General features: G+C 65.5%; 20 protein-coding genes. 12 read left to right on the top strand and 8 right to left on the bottom strand.

What is annotated here, in order from left to right:
- Window positions 1-5: 5 nt before the first annotated feature.
- The 3 genes from NF699_07505 (at window position 6) to NF699_07495 (ending at window position 2,935) form a co-directional block, all read left to right on the top strand.
- On the top strand, window positions 6-1,115 hold the full coding sequence (locus NF699_07505) for a hypothetical protein (GenBank protein ID USU06495.1): 1,110 nt from the start codon (window positions 6-8) through the stop codon (window positions 1,113-1,115).
- On the top strand, window positions 1,112-1,423 hold the full coding sequence (locus NF699_07500) for a hypothetical protein (GenBank protein ID USU06494.1): 312 nt from the start codon (window positions 1,112-1,114) through the stop codon (window positions 1,421-1,423). Before NF699_07505 ends, NF699_07500 begins: the two co-directional genes overlap by 4 nt.
- A gap of 759 nt (window positions 1,424-2,182) precedes the next feature.
- Window positions 2,183-2,935, top strand: coding sequence for an SDR family NAD(P)-dependent oxidoreductase (locus NF699_07495; GenBank protein ID USU06493.1), 753 nt, complete (start codon window positions 2,183-2,185; stop codon window positions 2,933-2,935).
- Here NF699_07495 and NF699_07490 read toward each other — a convergent pair.
- The gene (locus NF699_07490) at window positions 2,914-3,837 is read right to left on the bottom strand and encodes a LysR family transcriptional regulator (GenBank protein USU06492.1); all 924 of its coding nucleotides are present in this window, start codon (window positions 3,835-3,837) and stop codon (window positions 2,914-2,916) included. The two genes, NF699_07495 and NF699_07490, sit on opposite strands and share 22 nt — an antisense overlap.
- A gap of 121 nt (window positions 3,838-3,958) precedes the next feature.
- Between NF699_07490 and wrbA the strand changes: the two genes are divergently transcribed.
- The 3 genes from wrbA (at window position 3,959) to NF699_07475 (ending at window position 6,493) form a co-directional block, all read left to right on the top strand.
- A complete protein-coding gene (gene wrbA, locus NF699_07485) occupies window positions 3,959-4,558 on the top strand; it encodes an NAD(P)H:quinone oxidoreductase (protein ID USU06491.1) in 600 nt (199 codons plus the stop codon).
- Between the two features lie 121 nt (window positions 4,559-4,679).
- The gene (locus tag NF699_07480) at window positions 4,680-5,960 is read left to right on the top strand and encodes an ATP-binding protein (protein ID USU06490.1); all 1,281 of its coding nucleotides are present in this window, start codon (window positions 4,680-4,682) and stop codon (window positions 5,958-5,960) included.
- Window positions 5,957-6,493, top strand: a complete 537-nt coding sequence (locus NF699_07475; protein USU06489.1) for a response regulator transcription factor — start codon at window positions 5,957-5,959, stop codon at window positions 6,491-6,493. Before NF699_07480 ends, NF699_07475 begins: the two co-directional genes overlap by 4 nt.
- An 18-nt stretch (window positions 6,494-6,511) precedes the next feature.
- Here NF699_07475 and NF699_07470 read toward each other — a convergent pair whose 3' ends face one another.
- Window positions 6,512-6,814: a polyhydroxyalkanoic acid system family protein gene (locus tag NF699_07470; protein ID USU06488.1), complete on the bottom strand. Its 303-nt coding sequence runs from the start codon at window positions 6,812-6,814 to the stop codon at window positions 6,512-6,514.
- Window positions 6,811-7,245, bottom strand: a complete 435-nt coding sequence (locus tag NF699_07465) for a VOC family protein (protein ID USU06487.1) — start codon at window positions 7,243-7,245, stop codon at window positions 6,811-6,813. The genes NF699_07470 and NF699_07465 overlap by 4 nt, the downstream gene beginning before the upstream one ends.
- 246 nt (window positions 7,246-7,491) lie before the next feature.
- On the opposite strand from NF699_07465, the gene lnt reads away from it, so the two are divergent.
- Both lnt and metK read left to right on the top strand, forming a co-directional pair.
- Window positions 7,492-9,033, top strand: coding sequence for an apolipoprotein N-acyltransferase (gene lnt, locus NF699_07460; GenBank protein ID USU06486.1), 1,542 nt, complete (start codon window positions 7,492-7,494; stop codon window positions 9,031-9,033).
- A gap of 40 nt (window positions 9,034-9,073) precedes the next feature.
- The gene (gene metK / locus NF699_07455; protein ID USU06485.1) at window positions 9,074-10,291 is read left to right on the top strand and encodes a methionine adenosyltransferase; all 1,218 of its coding nucleotides are present in this window, start codon (window positions 9,074-9,076) and stop codon (window positions 10,289-10,291) included.
- Between the two features lie 94 nt (window positions 10,292-10,385).
- On the opposite strand, the gene NF699_07450 is transcribed toward metK, so the two are convergent.
- The 3 genes from NF699_07450 to NF699_07440 form a co-directional block, all read right to left on the bottom strand.
- Window positions 10,386-10,736 (bottom strand): PilZ domain-containing protein, encoded by a 351-nt coding sequence (locus tag NF699_07450; protein ID USU06484.1) that lies wholly within the window; start codon window positions 10,734-10,736, stop codon window positions 10,386-10,388.
- 66 nt (window positions 10,737-10,802) lie between these two features.
- Window positions 10,803-11,402: a phosphatase PAP2 family protein gene (locus tag NF699_07445; GenBank protein ID USU06483.1), complete on the bottom strand. Its 600-nt coding sequence runs from the start codon at window positions 11,400-11,402 to the stop codon at window positions 10,803-10,805.
- Window positions 11,399-12,238 carry a formate/nitrite transporter family protein gene (locus NF699_07440; GenBank protein USU06482.1) on the bottom strand — a complete coding sequence of 280 codons (840 nt, stop codon included), beginning with the start codon at window positions 12,236-12,238 and terminating at the stop codon, window positions 11,399-11,401. Before NF699_07440 ends, NF699_07445 begins: the two co-directional genes overlap by 4 nt.
- 97 nt (window positions 12,239-12,335) lie before the next feature.
- On the opposite strand from NF699_07440, the gene trmB reads away from it, so the two are divergent.
- Window positions 12,336-13,016 carry a tRNA (guanosine(46)-N7)-methyltransferase TrmB gene (trmB, locus tag NF699_07435; protein ID USU06481.1) on the top strand — a complete coding sequence of 227 codons (681 nt, stop codon included), beginning with the start codon at window positions 12,336-12,338 and terminating at the stop codon, window positions 13,014-13,016.
- Here trmB and NF699_07430 read toward each other — a convergent pair whose 3' ends face one another.
- A complete protein-coding gene (locus NF699_07430) occupies window positions 13,017-13,202 on the bottom strand; it encodes a hypothetical protein (protein ID USU06480.1) in 186 nt (61 codons plus the stop codon).
- Between the two features lie 28 nt (window positions 13,203-13,230).
- Window positions 13,231-13,995 (bottom strand): M15 family metallopeptidase, encoded by a 765-nt coding sequence (locus NF699_07425; GenBank protein USU06479.1) that lies wholly within the window; start codon window positions 13,993-13,995, stop codon window positions 13,231-13,233.
- 46 nt (window positions 13,996-14,041) lie between these two features.
- On the opposite strand from NF699_07425, the gene NF699_07420 reads away from it, so the two are divergent.
- The 3 genes from NF699_07420 to NF699_07410 are packed head-to-tail and all read left to right on the top strand — an operon-like array spanning window position 14,042 to window position 15,660.
- A complete protein-coding gene (locus tag NF699_07420) occupies window positions 14,042-14,707 on the top strand; it encodes an RNA pseudouridine synthase (protein USU06478.1) in 666 nt (221 codons plus the stop codon).
- A gap of 16 nt (window positions 14,708-14,723) precedes the next feature.
- Entirely contained in the window at window positions 14,724-15,149 is a 426-nt protein-coding gene (arfB, locus tag NF699_07415; protein USU06477.1) for an aminoacyl-tRNA hydrolase, read from the top strand.
- A gap of 28 nt (window positions 15,150-15,177) precedes the next feature.
- Window positions 15,178-15,660, top strand: a complete 483-nt coding sequence (locus NF699_07410; protein ID USU06476.1) for a GAF domain-containing protein — start codon at window positions 15,178-15,180, stop codon at window positions 15,658-15,660.
- Window positions 15,661-15,794: the final 134 nt, after the last annotated feature.

Here is a 15,794-nt window from a genome sequence, read left to right as displayed (position 1 = left end):
GCGGCATGAACAGGATAGCAGGCGGTGGGCAGTCGAGTGCTTTTTCATGGTGGCTGCGAACAGGTACGCTGCCACCGGTACGCAGTCCTGACGGTCTCGAACTCAAGTTCAACCCGTGGCATGATCCGGCAGATGGCCGATTCACCTTTGCTGGCTCGGGACACCGTTATGGAGCGGGAGAGGCCGATGGTATTAACAGGGGAAGCAGTCGGACGTCGGCCAGCGCTGGCGGCCCTTCTGCCTTAGGGAAACTTAGAAAGTCGCGGATCGCGTCACTGCCGATCGCGGGATCACAGCCTGCTCAACTGCCGAAGAGAGAGCGCCGAAAGCCGATGACCTATGCCTCACCAGCGGTGCGGCCCGGGCGTATAGACGGGCGGCGGCCCGGTAACGAACCAGGTTCTCTTACCGAATTTATCGGTGGAGTCGGCGAGGGGCTATACGATGTTGGGAAAGGAACGGCGGCGGGAGTTTATGGTGCGCTAACGACGAATCCGGCGACCACGGTTCGCAACGCCGGTCACAGAATCGCGGGTGTGATCGATGCCGCGATCGCTGCTGAGGATACGCCCGCCTATATCCAGGTTTCCCGTGCGGCCAGCGCCATTGCCGACGCCTCGGCGCGAGATATCGGCCGTGCATCGGGGACGGTTGCCGGGAACATTTCGCTTGTGGCAGCGCCCGGGGCGGCGCTGAGCAAGGTCTCCGGATTGAGCCGGCTGCGCAAGGCGGTGCCGCGCACGAGCTATGATCCGCCGCAGATCGGCTGGGTCAGGGAAACGAGCAAATCCAAAAAACCATGGAAGCTGTATAACGACGCAGCAGCCGGCGCGCGTCCCGGTCAAGCCCCGACATTGATACGGACAATGGCCGACGGCTCGAAGCGGCCTGTAAAGTTTGACGGCATCCAGGGCGATTACGTGATCGACCGAAAATGGTCTGTCGTGGACAGGCCGCGCGCGCGAGCTCAGATCGTGCGGCAGTCGGCTGTGTTGGCCGAACACCGCCTGATCGGGTTGTGGGAGGTTCCCACGGCGATCCAGAAGGCCAAGGCCTTGAGATTATTTAAGACGATGAACGTCACCAACAACCACGTAAAGGTCGTCAAACCATGATTGCTATGCAGGTTGCGGGCATTATCGCAGAATATGTCGTTTTTCTCGAGCTTACCGACGAGGAAGACCTCAACCTCGATACCGCCGTGAAAATGATGGAAGCGCTCGGCGGTCATCTCCAAGAGATGGACAAGGGATTTTTACGTGAATTGGTGGACGCATTCCCGGTTATAGCGGAAGGATACAGCGGCGAGGCGCAACAGGTGGTGCGCGATATACCCCATGGCTTCTACCTCGAAGAGGCGCTGGCAGCCGACGATCCCATCAAATTGGCCGCGTTAGAGGCGGAGCGCGACAGAAGGGGCTAAACGACGAGACGTGGGTGCGTCAAACGTATGGCCGCGTGATCCAGCGTCGATGCGTTGCGTTACTGACGACTGACTAAATCTTCCAATACCCAGCTTTGTCCCCTGTGGGGCACCACCTTGTTCGAAAGCCTTGATTGCGAATGGGCAGGTTGGGTGTACCGCTGTCACTTGAGTTACCCGCCCGCTTGATGAAGCGAGTCTTGTTACTGAAATGTTCCGATACAAGGTTCGAAACGTCCCGTGAAGTTCGGCCGCTTCCAGGCGGACTACATTACCGACCGCAAATGGAAGGTGATCAAGCACCAAATGCGCGAACTCAGCTCTTGCGGAAATCCGAAGTGCTGGCCCAGCATCGGCCGTTAAAGTTCGGGAGTCTCCCCTTCCTTGGTAAAGGCTAGGGCGCTCCAAACCGATGAACGTCACCAACATCAAGACAAGCGTAGTGAAACCATGATCGCACATCAGGTTGCGCGTTGAGCTGACCGACGAGGATAAACCGACCCTCGATACGGCGGGGGAAGAGGTGGTGCGGAACGTCGCCTCTACCTTCTGCCTTGAGGAGGCGCTGGCGGGCGGACGATCCGGTCATGCTGGCCGAGCGGGATCCGCTGCGCGACGCGGGGGGCTGAAAGCGGGGTTACTCGGCTGCCGTCTCGCCAGCGGCGTTTCATCGCGGCGAGACCGGTTGATTGTCGGGCCGGCATTTGGTTCTAGCGGTCTCGAAGCGAACGGCTCGCGAATCCAACCGAAGGATACATCATGACACCCACCGCCTTCATCACCGGCGCGACCTCCGGCATCGGCCTTGCTGCGGTCGAGGAGTTCGTGGGCGCGGGCTGGCGCGTGATCGCGACCGGACGGCGGGCTGACCGGCTGGCAGTGTTGCAGGCGAGGTTGGGGGCGGAATCGGTCCATGTGCTCGCGTTCGATGTCTCCGACGACGACGCGATGGACGCGACTCTGGCGAGCCTGCCGGACGATTGGCGGGCAATCGATCTGCTCATCAACAATGCGGGGCTCGCATTGGGTACGAAACCGGCGCACGAGGCGGACCCGGCCGACTGGCGGACGATGATCGCGACCAACGTCACGGCTCTGGTATCGCTGACGCATCGGCTGCTGCCCGGGCTGATCGCGCGCAAGGGTGCGATCATCAACCTGTCGTCGGTCGCCGCGACCTACCCCTATGCCGGCGGCAACGTCTATGGCGGCACCAAGGCCTTCGTCGAGCAGTTCTCGCTCGGCCTGCGGTCGGACCTGCATGGCAAGGGCGTGCGCGTCACCTCGATCGAGCCGGGGATGGTGGAGACGGAGTTCACCAAGGTGCGCACCGGCGGCAGTCAGCAGGCGTCCGACGCGCTCTACAAGGGCGCCGATCCGATGACGGCGGAGGATATCGCGGCGACGATGCTTTGGGTCGCGACGCTGCCGCCGCACCTCAACATCAACCGCCTGGAGTTGATGCCGGTTAGCCAGTCGTTCGCGGGATTTCAGGTTGCGCGATCGGGCTGATCCCTCACCGCACACGGATCGTGCAGCGTGGCTGACAGAAACGCGATCAGCGCCTCGACGCGGGCCGGACGCAGCGTGCTGGGCGGCGTCAGGATGTGAAGGCCGATCGGTTCCGGCGCCCATTCGGGCAGTATCTCCACCACCTCCCCGCTGGCGATGTGCGGCCCGACGATGAAGCCGGGCAGGCGCGCGATGCCGAGACCGGCGATCAGGGTCGGCAGCAACGCCTCGCCGCTGTTCGCCGTCAGCGGCCCCTGCGGCCTAATCGCGACATCGCCGCCGTCGGCATGCTGGAATCGCCACGGGCCGAGCACGTTCGAATAGCCGAGAATGCGGTGCCGGGTGAGTTCCGACGGATGCGTCGGGGTCCCATGCGCCATCAGATAGGTGGGCGCTGCGACCAGATGCGCTGCGATCGAGCAGAGCCGGCGCGCGCGCAGGCTGCTGTCGGGCAGATCGCCGATCCGCAGCGCGACATCGAACCCTTCCGCGACGATATCCACTCTCGCGTCCGAACAATGCAGGTCGATCTCGATGCCCGGATGCGCGGCGAGGAAGCGGGCGAGCAGTGGCGCGACGTTGCTGATCCCAAAGCTCATCGGTGTCGCCAAACGGACCCGGCCAGTCGGTGCGCTGGCCGCATCGCGTGCCGCCTCCTCCGCAGCCTGTGCCTCGGCAAGGATACGTTTGGCGTGTTCGGCCAGGGGCTTGCCCGCTTCGGTCAGGGCCAGCCGGCGCGATGTGCGGGCGAACAGTGACTGGCCGATCCGTTCTTCCAACCGGGTGATCGCCTTCGATACGGTCGCCTTGCTCAGCCCGATCGCATCCGCGGCGCCGCTGAACGAGCGATGCTCGACGACGGCGGCGAAGATCGCCCAGGCTTCCAGATCGGGTAGTCGCATATTCGTCCTCCGGATGGCGGGAGGAACCTAGCGTGGAAACGATCGGTTTCCATCGTTTCCGTTTACGCGACGATCGACGCCGCCCATCTTGGCGTCGACGAGATTTATTGGAGACGTTCGCATGACCAAGGTTCTGGTGCTCTATTACTCTTCCTATGGCCATATCGAGCAGATGGCGGACGCGGTCGCCGAAGGCGCGCGCGCCGGGGGTGCCGAGGTCGACATCCGCCGCGTCGCCGAAACGGCGCCGGATGCGGTGGTGCAGGCGGCACATTTTAAGACCGATACGGCGCATCCGCTGATCGAAAGTCCCGACGCGCTGGCGAATTACGACGCGATCGTCGTCGGTGCGCCGACTCGTTACGGCCGTATGCCCGCCCAGATGGCGAGCTTCTGGGACACCACCGGTGGATTGTGGATGCGCGGCGGACTGGTCGGCAAGGTTGGCGGCGCGTTCACCTCCACCGCCAGCCAGCATGGCGGGCAGGAGACGACCCTGTTCTCGATCATTACTAACCTGCTGCACCACGGCATGACGATCGTCGGTCTCGATTATGGTTTCCAGGGCCAGATGGGCGTCGACGAAGTTCGCGGTGGTTCGCCGTATGGCGCGACGACGATCGCGGGTGGCGACGGCTCGCGTCAGCCGCATGAGGAGGAACTGGCGGGTGCCCGTTATCAGGGCAAGCGCATCGCGGAGACTGCTGCCAAGCTTAAGTAGGCAAACGCCGGCGCTCGCCGCACCGATATTCCCGATACCCCCGCGAATGCAGGATGCGCGGGGGTATCGGGGAGGCAGAGCGCTGTCGCGCTCAGCCGGGATCGCGCCTACACTCGCGGCGATGGCCACGCATCCTATCCGCCTGCCGCCGCCCGCGCCCGAAGATGCCGCGGCCCGCAACATGCGCCAGCTGGTGCTGCTCCGCTGGCTCGCCGTCGGCGGACAATGTGCCACGATCCTGACGGTCCATTACGGGCTCGGCATCCAGCTGCCGGTCGCACCGATGGCGGTCGTGCTCGCCGCGCTCGTCATGCTCAACGTGATGACGGGGCTGGGGCATCCGCACTGGCCGGTGACCAATTTCCAGCTGTTCGGCGCGCTGGTGTGCGATGTCGTCGCCCTGACCGTGCAATTGCACCTGAGCGGGGGCGCCGCCAATCCTTTCGTGTCGCTGTACCTGTTGCAGGTGGTGATGGGTGCGGTGCTGCTGCATGCTTGGTCGAGTTGGGCGCTGGTGGGGATCACGTCCGCCGCGTTCGCGATCGTCGCGCTGGCCAGTCCGCCGCTCAATTTGCCGCCTTGGCTGGCGACCAGCCTGTCGCCGGCCTACATCCTTGGTCTCTGGTGCAATTTCGTGCTGGCGGCGGTGTTGCTGGTGCTGTTCGTGACGCGGATCGCCGCCAATTTGCGCAGTCGGGACGCGCATCTCGCCGCGATGCGCCAGCGCGCGGCCGAAGAGGATCATATCATCCGCATGGGATTGCTCGCGAGCGGTGCGGCGCATGAACTCGGGACGCCACTGTCGTCGATCTCGGTCCTGCTCGGCGACTGGAAGAGCGAACCGGCGATCCGTCGCGAGCCGCGGCTGGCGGCGGAAGTCGATGAGATGCAGGCGGAAGTCATGCGCTGCAAGTCGATCGTCTCGGGCATCCTGTTCGCGGCGGGCGAGGTGACCGGTGAGGCGCCCGAACGAACGACGTTACGCCGGTTCCTGACCGGCATCGTCGCGGCGTGGCCGGGCCGCGTCCTGTTCGAGGATCGGTTGGGCGATGACCGGCCGATCGTCGCGGATCGCGCCCTGGGTCAGGCGCTGACCAATCTGCTCGACAATGCGGCGGAAGCCGGCGCATCCGCGATCACGCTGATTGCGGGCTTGGAGGACGGGATCGTGGTGATGAGCGTACGGGACGATGGCAACGGTTTTTCCGCCGAGGTGCTCGCCGCGCTCGGGCGCCCCTACAACAGCAGCAAGGATCGGAAGGGAGCGGGGCTCGGGTTGTTCCTTGCGACCAATGTGCTGCGGACGCTCGGCGGGACATTGCAGGCGCGCAATCTCGCGAACGGTGGCGCGGAGACGGTCCTGCGTCTGCCAATCGCCAGCCTCGCGTTGACGACGGCATGACCGGGGGCCGCAGGCTGCTGATCGTCGAGGACGACGCCAGTTTCGCGCGAACGCTAGCGCGGTCTTTCGAACGGCGCGGCTATGCGGTGGCGACGCTATCCGGGCCGGACGGTCTGGAGGCGCAGGTGGCGGATTTCCGCCCGGATTATGCGGTGGTCGACCTGCGGCTGGGCGGCGCGTCCGGGCTCACATGCGTCGCGGCGCTACATGCGCTCGACGCGAGCATGAAGATCGTCGTCCTCACCGGCTTCGCCAGCATCGCTACCGCGGTCGAGGCGATCAAGCTGGGCGCGACAAATTATCTCACCAAACCTGCCAATACCGACGATATCGAGGCGGCGTTCGCGCGCGTCGACGGCGATGCCGGTGCGACGATCGCGCCCGCGCCACCGACCTCGATCAAGACGCTGGAATGGGAGCATATCCATCAGACGCTGGCGGACGTGGACTTCAACATCTCGGAAGCGGCCCGGCGTCTGGGGATGCACCGCCGCACGCTGGCGCGAAAGCTCGACAAGCGGCACATGGGGTGACCCCCGTATGCCGACGATCTACTTCAGCAATTTCGGCGCTTCCTGCTGGATCACGTCGCGGATCTTGCCGGCGAACAGGCCCAGGAAGCCCGGCAGGTCGACGATGGCATGGACGTTGGTGTCGGACACCGTTGCGCGGCAACCGATCGACTGCCCCATAGCCTGCACGGTGAAGTGCATCGTATCCGCTTCCCAGCGGTGATCGACCTGCGCGCCGCCGGGAATCATCCGGCCGATCTTGCCGATACCGCCGTCCAGCCGGTCGCGGACCGCCTGTTTGCCGAGCTGATGGGGAACGTTGATCTCGATCGGGGCGCTCATGCGGGGTCCTTTGTGGTCGCGAACAGCATCCCATCGTCGGCGAACGCCTTGAACTCCAGCGCGTTACCGGATGGGTCTTGGAAGAACATCGTCGCTTGCTCGCCGGGCTGATCCTGGAAGCGGATGTGCGGCTCGATACCGAAACGCACCCCGGCGGCGGCCACGCGTTCGCTCAGCGCCTGCCAGTCGGGCATCGTCAGCACGACCCCGAAATGCGGCACCGGGACGTCGTGCCCATCCACCGCGTTCGATACTGCGACGGCGTGCGCGGCGGGATCGAGATGCGCGACGATCTGGTGTCCGAACAGATCGAAATCGATCCAGTGATCGCTCGAACGCCCCTCCGCGCAGCCGAGCGTGCCGCCGTAGAAGGCGCGAGCGGCGGCAAGGTCGTGGACCGGAAAGGCGAGGTGGAACGGGCGCAGCTTCATCTCGACGGAGATAGGGCGGGGCAGGGACAGATGCCACTGTCTTGAAGGCGAGGTTGTCCATTCCGTCGTCACCGGCCGGAGGGGGGCGCATGCCTGCGCTGACGGGCGCATAAGCATTGCGCTCAGGTCTGGAGTTCGATGCTTGCCTCCTCCGCGGACGGGACTGCACGTATCGTTTGCATCTTGCTTCGGTCCTCCTTTCGCAGGGCAGGACTTTTGCGTGGCGCGCCATTACATGCCGCGGCGATGCCTAGCTTTCTGACCCGCCGTCCTGCCTTCATAGCGCTGCTGCTCGGTGCGATCGCCGCAACCGGCTTTGCGCCGCTGCAAATATGGCCGCTCACCGTGATCGGTCTCGCGGGCCTCGCCATGCTGGTCCATGCCGCGCCGACACGGCGCAGGGCCGTATGGATCGGCTGGTGCTGGGGCGTTGGGCACTTCACGATCAACAACAACTGGTTTCAGCACGCGTTCGACTTTCAGGACAAGATGCCGCCGGTGCTCGGTTATTTCGCCGCGGTCGCCCTCGCGTTGTATCTGGCGGTATTCCCGATGCTGACGGCAGCGATCGGCTGGCAGTTCGGGCGGGCACGGAGGCCGGATGCCCGCTACGCGCTGGTCTTCGCCGCCGCATGGATCGGCAGCGAATACCTCCGCGCCGTGCTGTTCACCGGCTATGCTTGGGACCCGATCGGCGTGATCTGGTTGCCCGTGATCGGCGTCGCGCGATTGTCGGCATGGATCGGCACCTATGCGTTGTCGGGCGTGACGGTGCTGGCGGCGGTATCGCTGCTGATGCTGGCGCAGCGCCGCTGGCGGATGTCGGCGGCAATCGCGGCGGCTCTGACGCTTGCCGCGATCTCGGCATCGTGGACGCAGGCACCCGCCGCCGCACCGGACGCGCCATTGCTGCGCGTCGTGCAACCGAACATCGGTCAGGATGCGCGCGGCGAGGACGATCAGGAGCTGATGCTTGCCGCGCTCCTCCGCCAGTCGGGCAAGCCCGGGCTGCGGCCGCGACTGGTACTATGGCCCGAAGGCGTGATCCGCGACTATCTGGAGAGCGGCTATCCCCGGTGGATATACGACGGCCAGAGCCCGCTGTTCAACCGGTGGCGGCTGGCGCAGCGGCTCGGTCCGCGCGATATCCTGATGACCGGTCATACGCCTCTGCGCTTCGATGCGCAGGGGGACGTGGCCGGTGCATCCAATTCGGTGTTCGCGCTGGATGCGAAGGCGCAGATCGTCGGGCGCTACGACAAGGCGCATCTGGTGCCGTACGGCGAATATCTCCCGATGCCGTGGCTGCTACGCCCGCTGGGGCTCGCGCGGCTGGTGCCGGGCGATTTCGATTTCGACGACGGTCCCGGACCGCGCACGCTCGAGGTTCCCGGCTTCGGTGCGATCGGTTTCCAGATCTGTTACGAGATCATCTTCTCTGGCCACGTCGTCGATCCGTCGCATCGACCGCGCATGATCTTCAATCCTTCCACCGACGCGTGGTTCGGGCGCTGGGGGCCGCCGCAGCATCTGGCGCAGGCGCGGATGCGCGCGATCGAGGAAGGGCTGCCGATCGTGCGATCGACGCCGACCGGCATCTCGGCGGTGATCGCCGCCGACGGCAGGTTGCTCGCCGCCGTGCCGCACGAGACCGCGGGCGCGATCGAGATGGCGATGCCACCCGCGCTCCCGCCGACGCCGTTCAGCCGGATCGGCAACTGGGCGGCGCTGATCGTCGCGCTGATGTTCGTCATCGCCGCCGTTGCCATCCGCCCCCGCGAGCGGTAGGGCCGATATAAAGGCATCTTTATATCGTTATGAGGCAGTGATGCGCAGCAGCTATATCTTTACGTCGGAATCGGTTTCCGAAGGCCATCCGGACAAGGTCGCCGACCAGATCAGCGACACGATCGTCGATCTGTTCCTATCCAAGGACCCCGAGGCGCGCATCGCGTGCGAAACGCTGACGACGACCAACCTCGTCGTGCTGGCGGGCGAGATCCGTTGCAAGGGCGTGTACGAGAACGGCGCATGGGCTGACGGCGCGCTCGACGAGATCGAGGCTGCAGTACGCGCGACGGTTCGCCGGATCGGCTACGAACAGACCGGCTTCCACTGGGAAACTTTCACGTTCGAGAACAACCTGCACGGCCAGTCCGCGGAAATCGCGATGGGTGTCGACGAGGGGTCGAACAAGGACGAGGGCGCGGGCGATCAGGGCATCATGTTCGGTTATGCGACCGACGAGACGCCAGGACTGATGCCGGCGACGCTCTATTACAGCCACAAGATCCTCGAGACGATGGCGGCCGATCGCCATTCCGGCAAGGCACCGTTCCTCGAGCCGGACGCGAAGAGCCAGGTGACGCTCGCTTATGAGAACGGCGTGCCCGTCCGTGCGGTCGCGCTGGTCGTGTCGACCCAGCACAAGGCCGGTTACTGCCTGCAGGGCGAGAACGCCGATCCCGCCAGGTACGAGGTGCTGAAGGATTACGTCACCGGCGTCTTCACCGGCATCCTTCCGGAAGGCTTCGTCACCGACGAGACCAAGGTCTACATCAACCCGACCGGCGCGTTCGAGATCGGGGGGCCGGATGGCGATGCCGGCGTTACCGGGCGCAAGATCATCGTCGACACCTACGGCGGTGCCGCCCCTCACGGCGGTGGCGCGTTCAGCGGCAAGGACCCGACGAAGGTCGATCGTTCCGCAGCTTATGTTGCGCGTTACCTCGCGAAGAACGTCGTCGCCGCGGGTCTTGCCAAGCGTTGCACGATCCAGTTGTCCTATGCGATCGGCATCGCCGAACCCTTGTCGGTCTATGTCGACACGCATGGCACAGGCACGGTGGACGAAGCGAAGCTGGAACAGGTGCTGCCACAGCTCGTACGCCTGACGCCCAAGGGCATTCGCCAGCATCTGAAGCTCAATGCGCCGATCTACGTGAAGTCGGCGGCCTACGGGCACTTCGGCCGCGAGCCGGAAGGCGACCTGTTCACCTGGGAAAAGACCGACCTCGTCGATCGACTGAAAGCCGCCGTCGCCTGAACCGGGACGCCCGACCGGCCTGAACGACCAACCCCTCCGTATCGATGGATGCGGAGGGGTTCGTTATGTCCGGCACGACGCTTGCCGAATCTTGTCAGGCGGGTCTGCGATAGGCATCGTTCATGTCGGTCATCCAGCCTGCCTTGGGTTTGACGCCCATCCCGCGCGGCTTGCGAGCCTCTTCCAGATCGACGGCGTCCGCGAAACGCAGGCCGGCAAGCCGTTCGGTGACCCATACGACCACGGCCGGCAGGTCGGTGAGCGCACCCATCTGCAACAACACGGTCGTACCGTTCGTCAGGTCGCCGTCATGCTCGATGCAGGCTCCGGAGCGCGACAGATTGCGCACCCTTCGCTCCGCCTGCGTGCCGTTCGTGCCATGTACGATCGCGCGTACGATGACGCTGCTGCGCTTTTCGCGGGCGGGTTCGGGCGGGCTGTCCATGGGCATCTCCACGCCCGTCCCTGTCATGGCTTTCTGAAGCGACGGTAAACTTTGGTGAAAATCTGCCTATCGATCTGACGATATGGTCCCGGTTGCGGACACGATGCGGTCGAAGGCCAGGTCTACGAGTGCTTCGGCGATCCACCCGATGGCACCGCCGACGATGACATCCGACAGATAGTGATTGCCCGCCACCGGCTGGATCGCGGCGATCGCACCGACGCCGAGCGCGGCCGGCGCAGCCGCGCCATCAATCTCGCGGGATGCCGCACGGGCGACCGCGACGGCACCCGCGGTATGGCCGGACGGGAAGGAGTTGAGCTCGTGATCCGTGCTGTCGCCCGCGCGGAAGCGATGGCCGTCGCGCAAGGCTTTCGCCGGACGCGTGCGGTCGAAGGACCGCTTGATCGCGGTCTTCGCGGCGGTGGCGACCAGATGCGCGGCAAGCATGCGCGCGCCGCCGCGAACCAGATCGGGTCGCCGGACGATCAGGCCGGCCGCGATCGTACCGATCGATGCGGTGATCAACTGTGGCTGGTCCGCCAGTTCCCCGAACAGCCCGGCGATCCGGGCCGGTACCGTATCGCGATGGGCGGCGATGTCGTGGGTCGTCTTGCGATCCGCCTTTGCGAGTTTCCTGGCGGCTTTCTTGCCCTTCTTGCTCAACTGTCGTCTCCCTGCGGCATTTCGCCGCGAACTTGCGCATGGGCGAGCAGCGCGAACACGCCTGCTCCGCCGACGAGATTGCCCAGCACGGCCGGCGCGATCAATTCCGCGATCGTTTGCCATATGCCGGTCCGCCCGGCGAACATCAGCAGGAACGCCTCGTCCGAACCGACGATCGAATGGCTGAAGCCCGCGATGGTGAGCACATAGGTGAAGATGACGATCACCAGCACGCTCTGGTCGCGCGCATTCGGCAGCGCCCAGGCGAGGATGGCGATCATGAACCCGGCGGGGATCGCATTGACGAAGGTCCGCCCTGCCGACAATTCCGTGATACCGAGCGAAATGGCAATCGCCGCTTCACGAATCGCGTCGCTCCCCATCGCGCCGCTGGCCAGCGCCAGCGCGGCGATCATCGTACCCAGCAGATTGGCACCGAGCACGATCCCCCACAGTCGCAACGTGCGGGTCAGCGCCCAACCCGACGGCCGGGTCACCAAGGGCAGCATCGCCGTGATCGTGCTTTCGGTGAACAATTGCATCCGGCCGAGGATCACCACCAGAAAGCCGACGGGATAGCCCAGACCGACCACCAGTTCACGCCACGGCATATCGGGCAACGCGGCATGCAAGGCAGCTTCGGTCACCAGCGATACACTGATCGCCACGCCCGCCGCCAGGCCGGACCAGAACAGCGAGAGCGCGGGGCGGCGTAACTCTTCCTCCCCCTCTTCACGAACGGTACGATGCAGATCCTTGGCATCGGCCGCCTTCAGATCGTCGTTGTCGCTGTGGGAAGAACTGGCGGATGCGCTGTCGGAGGTGTGTTCGGCCATTACGCTGCTGCAACGGATCATGCGCACCCTTTGCTCCACCGCTTTCCCGCAAACGTGGCGTTTCCCTGCCGCGCCAAACGTTCTAGGGCGCGCCACCATGAACGATCCCACTACCATCCGTCGCCTCTACGGCCGCCGTCAGGGCCATAAGCTGCGCATCGGCCAGGCCGCTCTGGTCGAGGAGACGCTGGCATCGCTGAGCATAGCCGAAGCCGGACCGCTGGATGCGCAGGCTCTGTTCGGCGACGAACGGCCGCTGGAACTGGAGATCGGTTTCGGTGCGGGCGAGCATCTCGCCGGGCAGGCGGCGATGCGTCCCGACACCGGCTTCATCGGTTGCGAGCCGTTCCTCAACGGTGTCGTCGGCGCGCTCGGACATATCCGCGACGGCGGCCTGAGCAACGTCCGTCTCCACATGGGCGATGCGCTGGAGGTGGTGGAACGGCTTCCCGATGCCAGCCTGAGCCGGGTCTACCTGCTCCACCCTGATCCGTGGCCGAAGGCGCGGCATGCCAAGCGCAGGATGATCAACCACGGGCCGCTCGATGCGATCGCCGCCAAGCTGAAGCCGGGCGCCGAGTTCCGGCTGGGGACCGACGATCCGACCTATTGCCGTTGGGCGATGATGATCATGAACCAGCGTCGCGATTTCGAGTGGACCGCGCGCAAGCCCGGCGACTTCCTGACCCGGCCCGACGACTGGCCGGAAACCCGCTACGAACGCAAGGCGCGGCGGCAAGGGCACGAGGTGTGGTATTTCCGGTATATCCGGCAGTAACTAGCGGAACAGCGCCGGAATCGCCTGAAGCAGCGTCGCGCCGGCGAGGGGGCCGCAGACCAGCATCACGGCGTTGAACAGCAGGATCGCTTCCACGGCCTTGCGCTCACGCGGCGTAAGCCGCCGGCAACCCGGCCTAGGCTCCCAACGGGGCGGTGGCGGCTGGTCGCGGAAATCCATGAACATCGGACGGCTCCTCGCTGGAGGCAGGCGGCTATCGGCGACGGCGCTTCTTCTCGCCGGGTTCGACCCATGGTGGCACGGCTACGAACGCGACCGGCGTCACGCTGGCGATCGTTACCAGCGGATCGACCGCGGGATCGGCGGGAAACTGGGCGCGCGCCTTGCCGAACAGAAATCGGGCGCGGGCGGCACCGGGTGCGGCGGCGCTGGTGCCGACCCAGCGCCAGTGCCAGGGTTCCCACTTTACATTCTGTTTGTTGCCGCCGGGAAAGGACATTTCGAACCCGAAACGCGGGGCATTCTTGACCAGCCAGCGCGCCGCCGGTGTCGCGGCCATACACGCTTCGGCGTCGGGACAGCCGTTTGCCGGGCGCACGGCGAAATCGAGCGCATAACCGGTCGAATGCTCGCTGTGCCCCGGCGGCGCGACCGAAATCGCGCGGGTCGCATCGGGGTCGCCGCCGGCGTCGGGGTGTTCGCGGCAGAATACGCTGGCCTGACGAATGATAGAGCGGTGGCACGACAGCGCGCGCAACTGCCCCATAACGGCGGGATCGCCGGCGGCAGCGGCGATGAGCCGTTCGAGGTCTGGGATGATGTCGCGCCGGACCATGCAGCCGTTGAGCGCGAATCCGGCGGGGGCGACGACGAGCTCGGTCGGGGCGGCATCGCCGTAGGGCAGATGGCCGTAGACGCGGCCGTCGCTCGCCATGCTGGCCGCGGCGCCGGCGCACACCTGTCCTTGCGCGGGCGAGGCGAGGATCGCGGCGAGCAGCAGGGGGAGGACGCAGCGCATACGACGGCTCTGGCGCGAAGGGGCGGGGAGTGGCAAGGCGTTTCGCATGCATGGCGACCGCGTATTGTTCATCGACGGCGAGGCTCTGGTCATCGACAAGCCCGCAGGGCTGCCGGTCGACAAGCCGCGCGACGGCTCCCTCAGTCTGGAAAATCACCTCGATTCGCTGAAGTTCGGCTTCAAACGCTGGCCTGTGGCGGTGCATCGGCTGGACCGCGACACCAGCGGCTGCCTGTTGCTGTCGCGTAATCCGAAAGCGCACGCGAAGTTTCAGCAGGCGTTCGAGCGGGGCGAGGTGGAGAAACGCTATCTCGCGATCCTCGCCGGCGTGCCCACCGAGTCGGAGGGCGTGATCGACATGGCGCTGGGCAAGGTCAGCACGCGTGAGGAGGGCTGGCGGATCGTCTCCGATCCGAACGGCAAGTCCGCCAGCACCGCATGGCGCGTGGTTGCGACGCGCGATGGCCATGCACTGGTCGAATTCCGCCCGGCAACCGGCCGGACGCACCAGATCCGCGTGCATGCCGCGACCGGGCTGGGCCTGCCGGTGCTCGGCGATCCCCATTACGGCGGCGGCGAGCCGGGCGGCATGATGCTGCACGCTGCGGCGCTGACCGTGCCGCGCGTCGGCAAGGAACCGATCGTCGGACAAGCCCCGTTGCCCGAGCGTTTTGGCGTGTGGCCGGGGATCGCGTCGGCAGAACCGGCCTAAGCACGGCGGCGGGACGATGCCGCTGATCCAGGTGACACGCTCGATCGCGATCGACGAACGCGAGATCGAGGAGAGCTTCACCCGCTCGTCCGGCTCCGGCGGCCAGCACGTCAACACCACCGACAGCGCGGTGATGCTGCGGTTCGACGTGTGGGGATCGCCCGGGCTGCCCGACAGGGTCAAGCAGCGGATGAGCGTTCTTGCCGGGTCGCGGCTGAGCAAGGACGGGGTGCTGACGCTGCGTGGCGAAGGCAGCCGGTCGCAGGAGATGAACCGGCGCGACGTGCGCGAGCGGCTGGTCGCGCTCATTCATGACGCGACGATCGTCCCCAAGAAGCGTCGCCCGACCAAACCCAGCAAGTCGGCCAAGGCGCGGCGGGTGGATGAGAAGAAGGGCCGCAGCACGGTAAAGGCCGGACGTGGCAAGGTGCGGCTGGATTGAGGGAATGGCCGCGCCTACATCGCGGCCCATGTACCAGTTCGATATCTCCGCCGGCTCCAAGGCCGATCTGTACCGCGATTTGCTATCGGCGCTCGACGCGCTGACCGCCGACGAGCCGGATGGCATCGCCAACATGGCCAATGCCGCCGCGCTGATCTGGCAGTATCTTCCGGACCTTAACTGGGCGGGCTTCTACCGGACAACAGGCGACGAGCTGGTGCTCGGACCGTTTCAGGGCAAGGCTGCGTGTATCCGCATTCCGTTCGGCAGGGGCGTGTGCGGCACGGCTGCGCAGACTGCGACGACGCAGCTGGTCGAGGATGTCCATGCCTTTCCCGGCCACATCGCCTGCGATGTCGCGAGCCGGTCGGAATTGGTCGTGCCGATCGTTCGCGACGGGGCGGTAATCGCGGTACTCGACCTCGACAGTCCGGAGCCCGCGCGATTCGATGCCGGGGATGCGACAGGGTGCGAGGCGCTGGCGGCGATACTGGCGACGCGGCTCGGTTGATCGGGTTCCCTGCGACTGTGGACCGGCGCTGATCCGATTCGGGACAGGCAGTTGCGTGGCGGCGCTATGGCGACTCGGAAAGGCCGGTGGTAAGCGGATCGTCAAGATTGTGTTAACCGTCGGCGCCGGGGGCG

Source organism: Sphingomonadaceae bacterium OTU29LAMAA1 (assembly GCA_024072375.1).
GTDB lineage: Bacteria > Pseudomonadota > Alphaproteobacteria > Sphingomonadales > Sphingomonadaceae > Sphingomonas.
The sequence above is the reverse complement of the archived record's forward strand: the minus strand, read 5'-3'. Positions and strand labels throughout refer to the sequence as shown.

Coding starts and splice junctions, on each gene's coding strand:
- NF699_07505 (USU06495.1), top strand. CDS start 6: ATGAACAGGATAGCAGGCGGTGGGCAGTCGAGTGCTTTTTCATGGTGG.
- NF699_07500 (USU06494.1), top strand. CDS start 1,112: ATGATTGCTATGCAGGTTGCGGGCATTATCGCAGAATATGTCGTTTTT.
- NF699_07495 (USU06493.1), top strand. CDS start 2,183: ATGACACCCACCGCCTTCATCACCGGCGCGACCTCCGGCATCGGCCTT.
- NF699_07490 (USU06492.1), bottom strand. CDS start 3,837: ATGCGACTACCCGATCTGGAAGCCTGGGCGATCTTCGCCGCCGTCGTC.
- wrbA (USU06491.1), top strand. CDS start 3,959: ATGACCAAGGTTCTGGTGCTCTATTACTCTTCCTATGGCCATATCGAG.
- NF699_07480 (USU06490.1), top strand. CDS start 4,680: ATGGCCACGCATCCTATCCGCCTGCCGCCGCCCGCGCCCGAAGATGCC.
- NF699_07475 (USU06489.1), top strand. CDS start 5,957: ATGACCGGGGGCCGCAGGCTGCTGATCGTCGAGGACGACGCCAGTTTC.
- NF699_07470 (USU06488.1), bottom strand. CDS start 6,814: ATGAGCGCCCCGATCGAGATCAACGTTCCCCATCAGCTCGGCAAACAG.
- NF699_07465 (USU06487.1), bottom strand. CDS start 7,245: ATGAAGCTGCGCCCGTTCCACCTCGCCTTTCCGGTCCACGACCTTGCC.
- lnt (USU06486.1), top strand. CDS start 7,492: ATGCCTAGCTTTCTGACCCGCCGTCCTGCCTTCATAGCGCTGCTGCTC.
- metK (USU06485.1), top strand. CDS start 9,074: ATGCGCAGCAGCTATATCTTTACGTCGGAATCGGTTTCCGAAGGCCAT.
- NF699_07450 (USU06484.1), bottom strand. CDS start 10,736: ATGGACAGCCCGCCCGAACCCGCCCGCGAAAAGCGCAGCAGCGTCATC.
- NF699_07440 (USU06482.1), bottom strand. CDS start 12,238: ATGGCCGAACACACCTCCGACAGCGCATCCGCCAGTTCTTCCCACAGC.
- trmB (USU06481.1), top strand. CDS start 12,336: ATGAACGATCCCACTACCATCCGTCGCCTCTACGGCCGCCGTCAGGGC.
- NF699_07430 (USU06480.1), bottom strand. CDS start 13,202: ATGTTCATGGATTTCCGCGACCAGCCGCCACCGCCCCGTTGGGAGCCT.
- NF699_07425 (USU06479.1), bottom strand. CDS start 13,995: ATGCGCTGCGTCCTCCCCCTGCTGCTCGCCGCGATCCTCGCCTCGCCC.
- NF699_07420 (USU06478.1), top strand. CDS start 14,042: ATGCATGGCGACCGCGTATTGTTCATCGACGGCGAGGCTCTGGTCATC.
- arfB (USU06477.1), top strand. CDS start 14,724: ATGCCGCTGATCCAGGTGACACGCTCGATCGCGATCGACGAACGCGAG.
- NF699_07410 (USU06476.1), top strand. CDS start 15,178: ATGTACCAGTTCGATATCTCCGCCGGCTCCAAGGCCGATCTGTACCGC.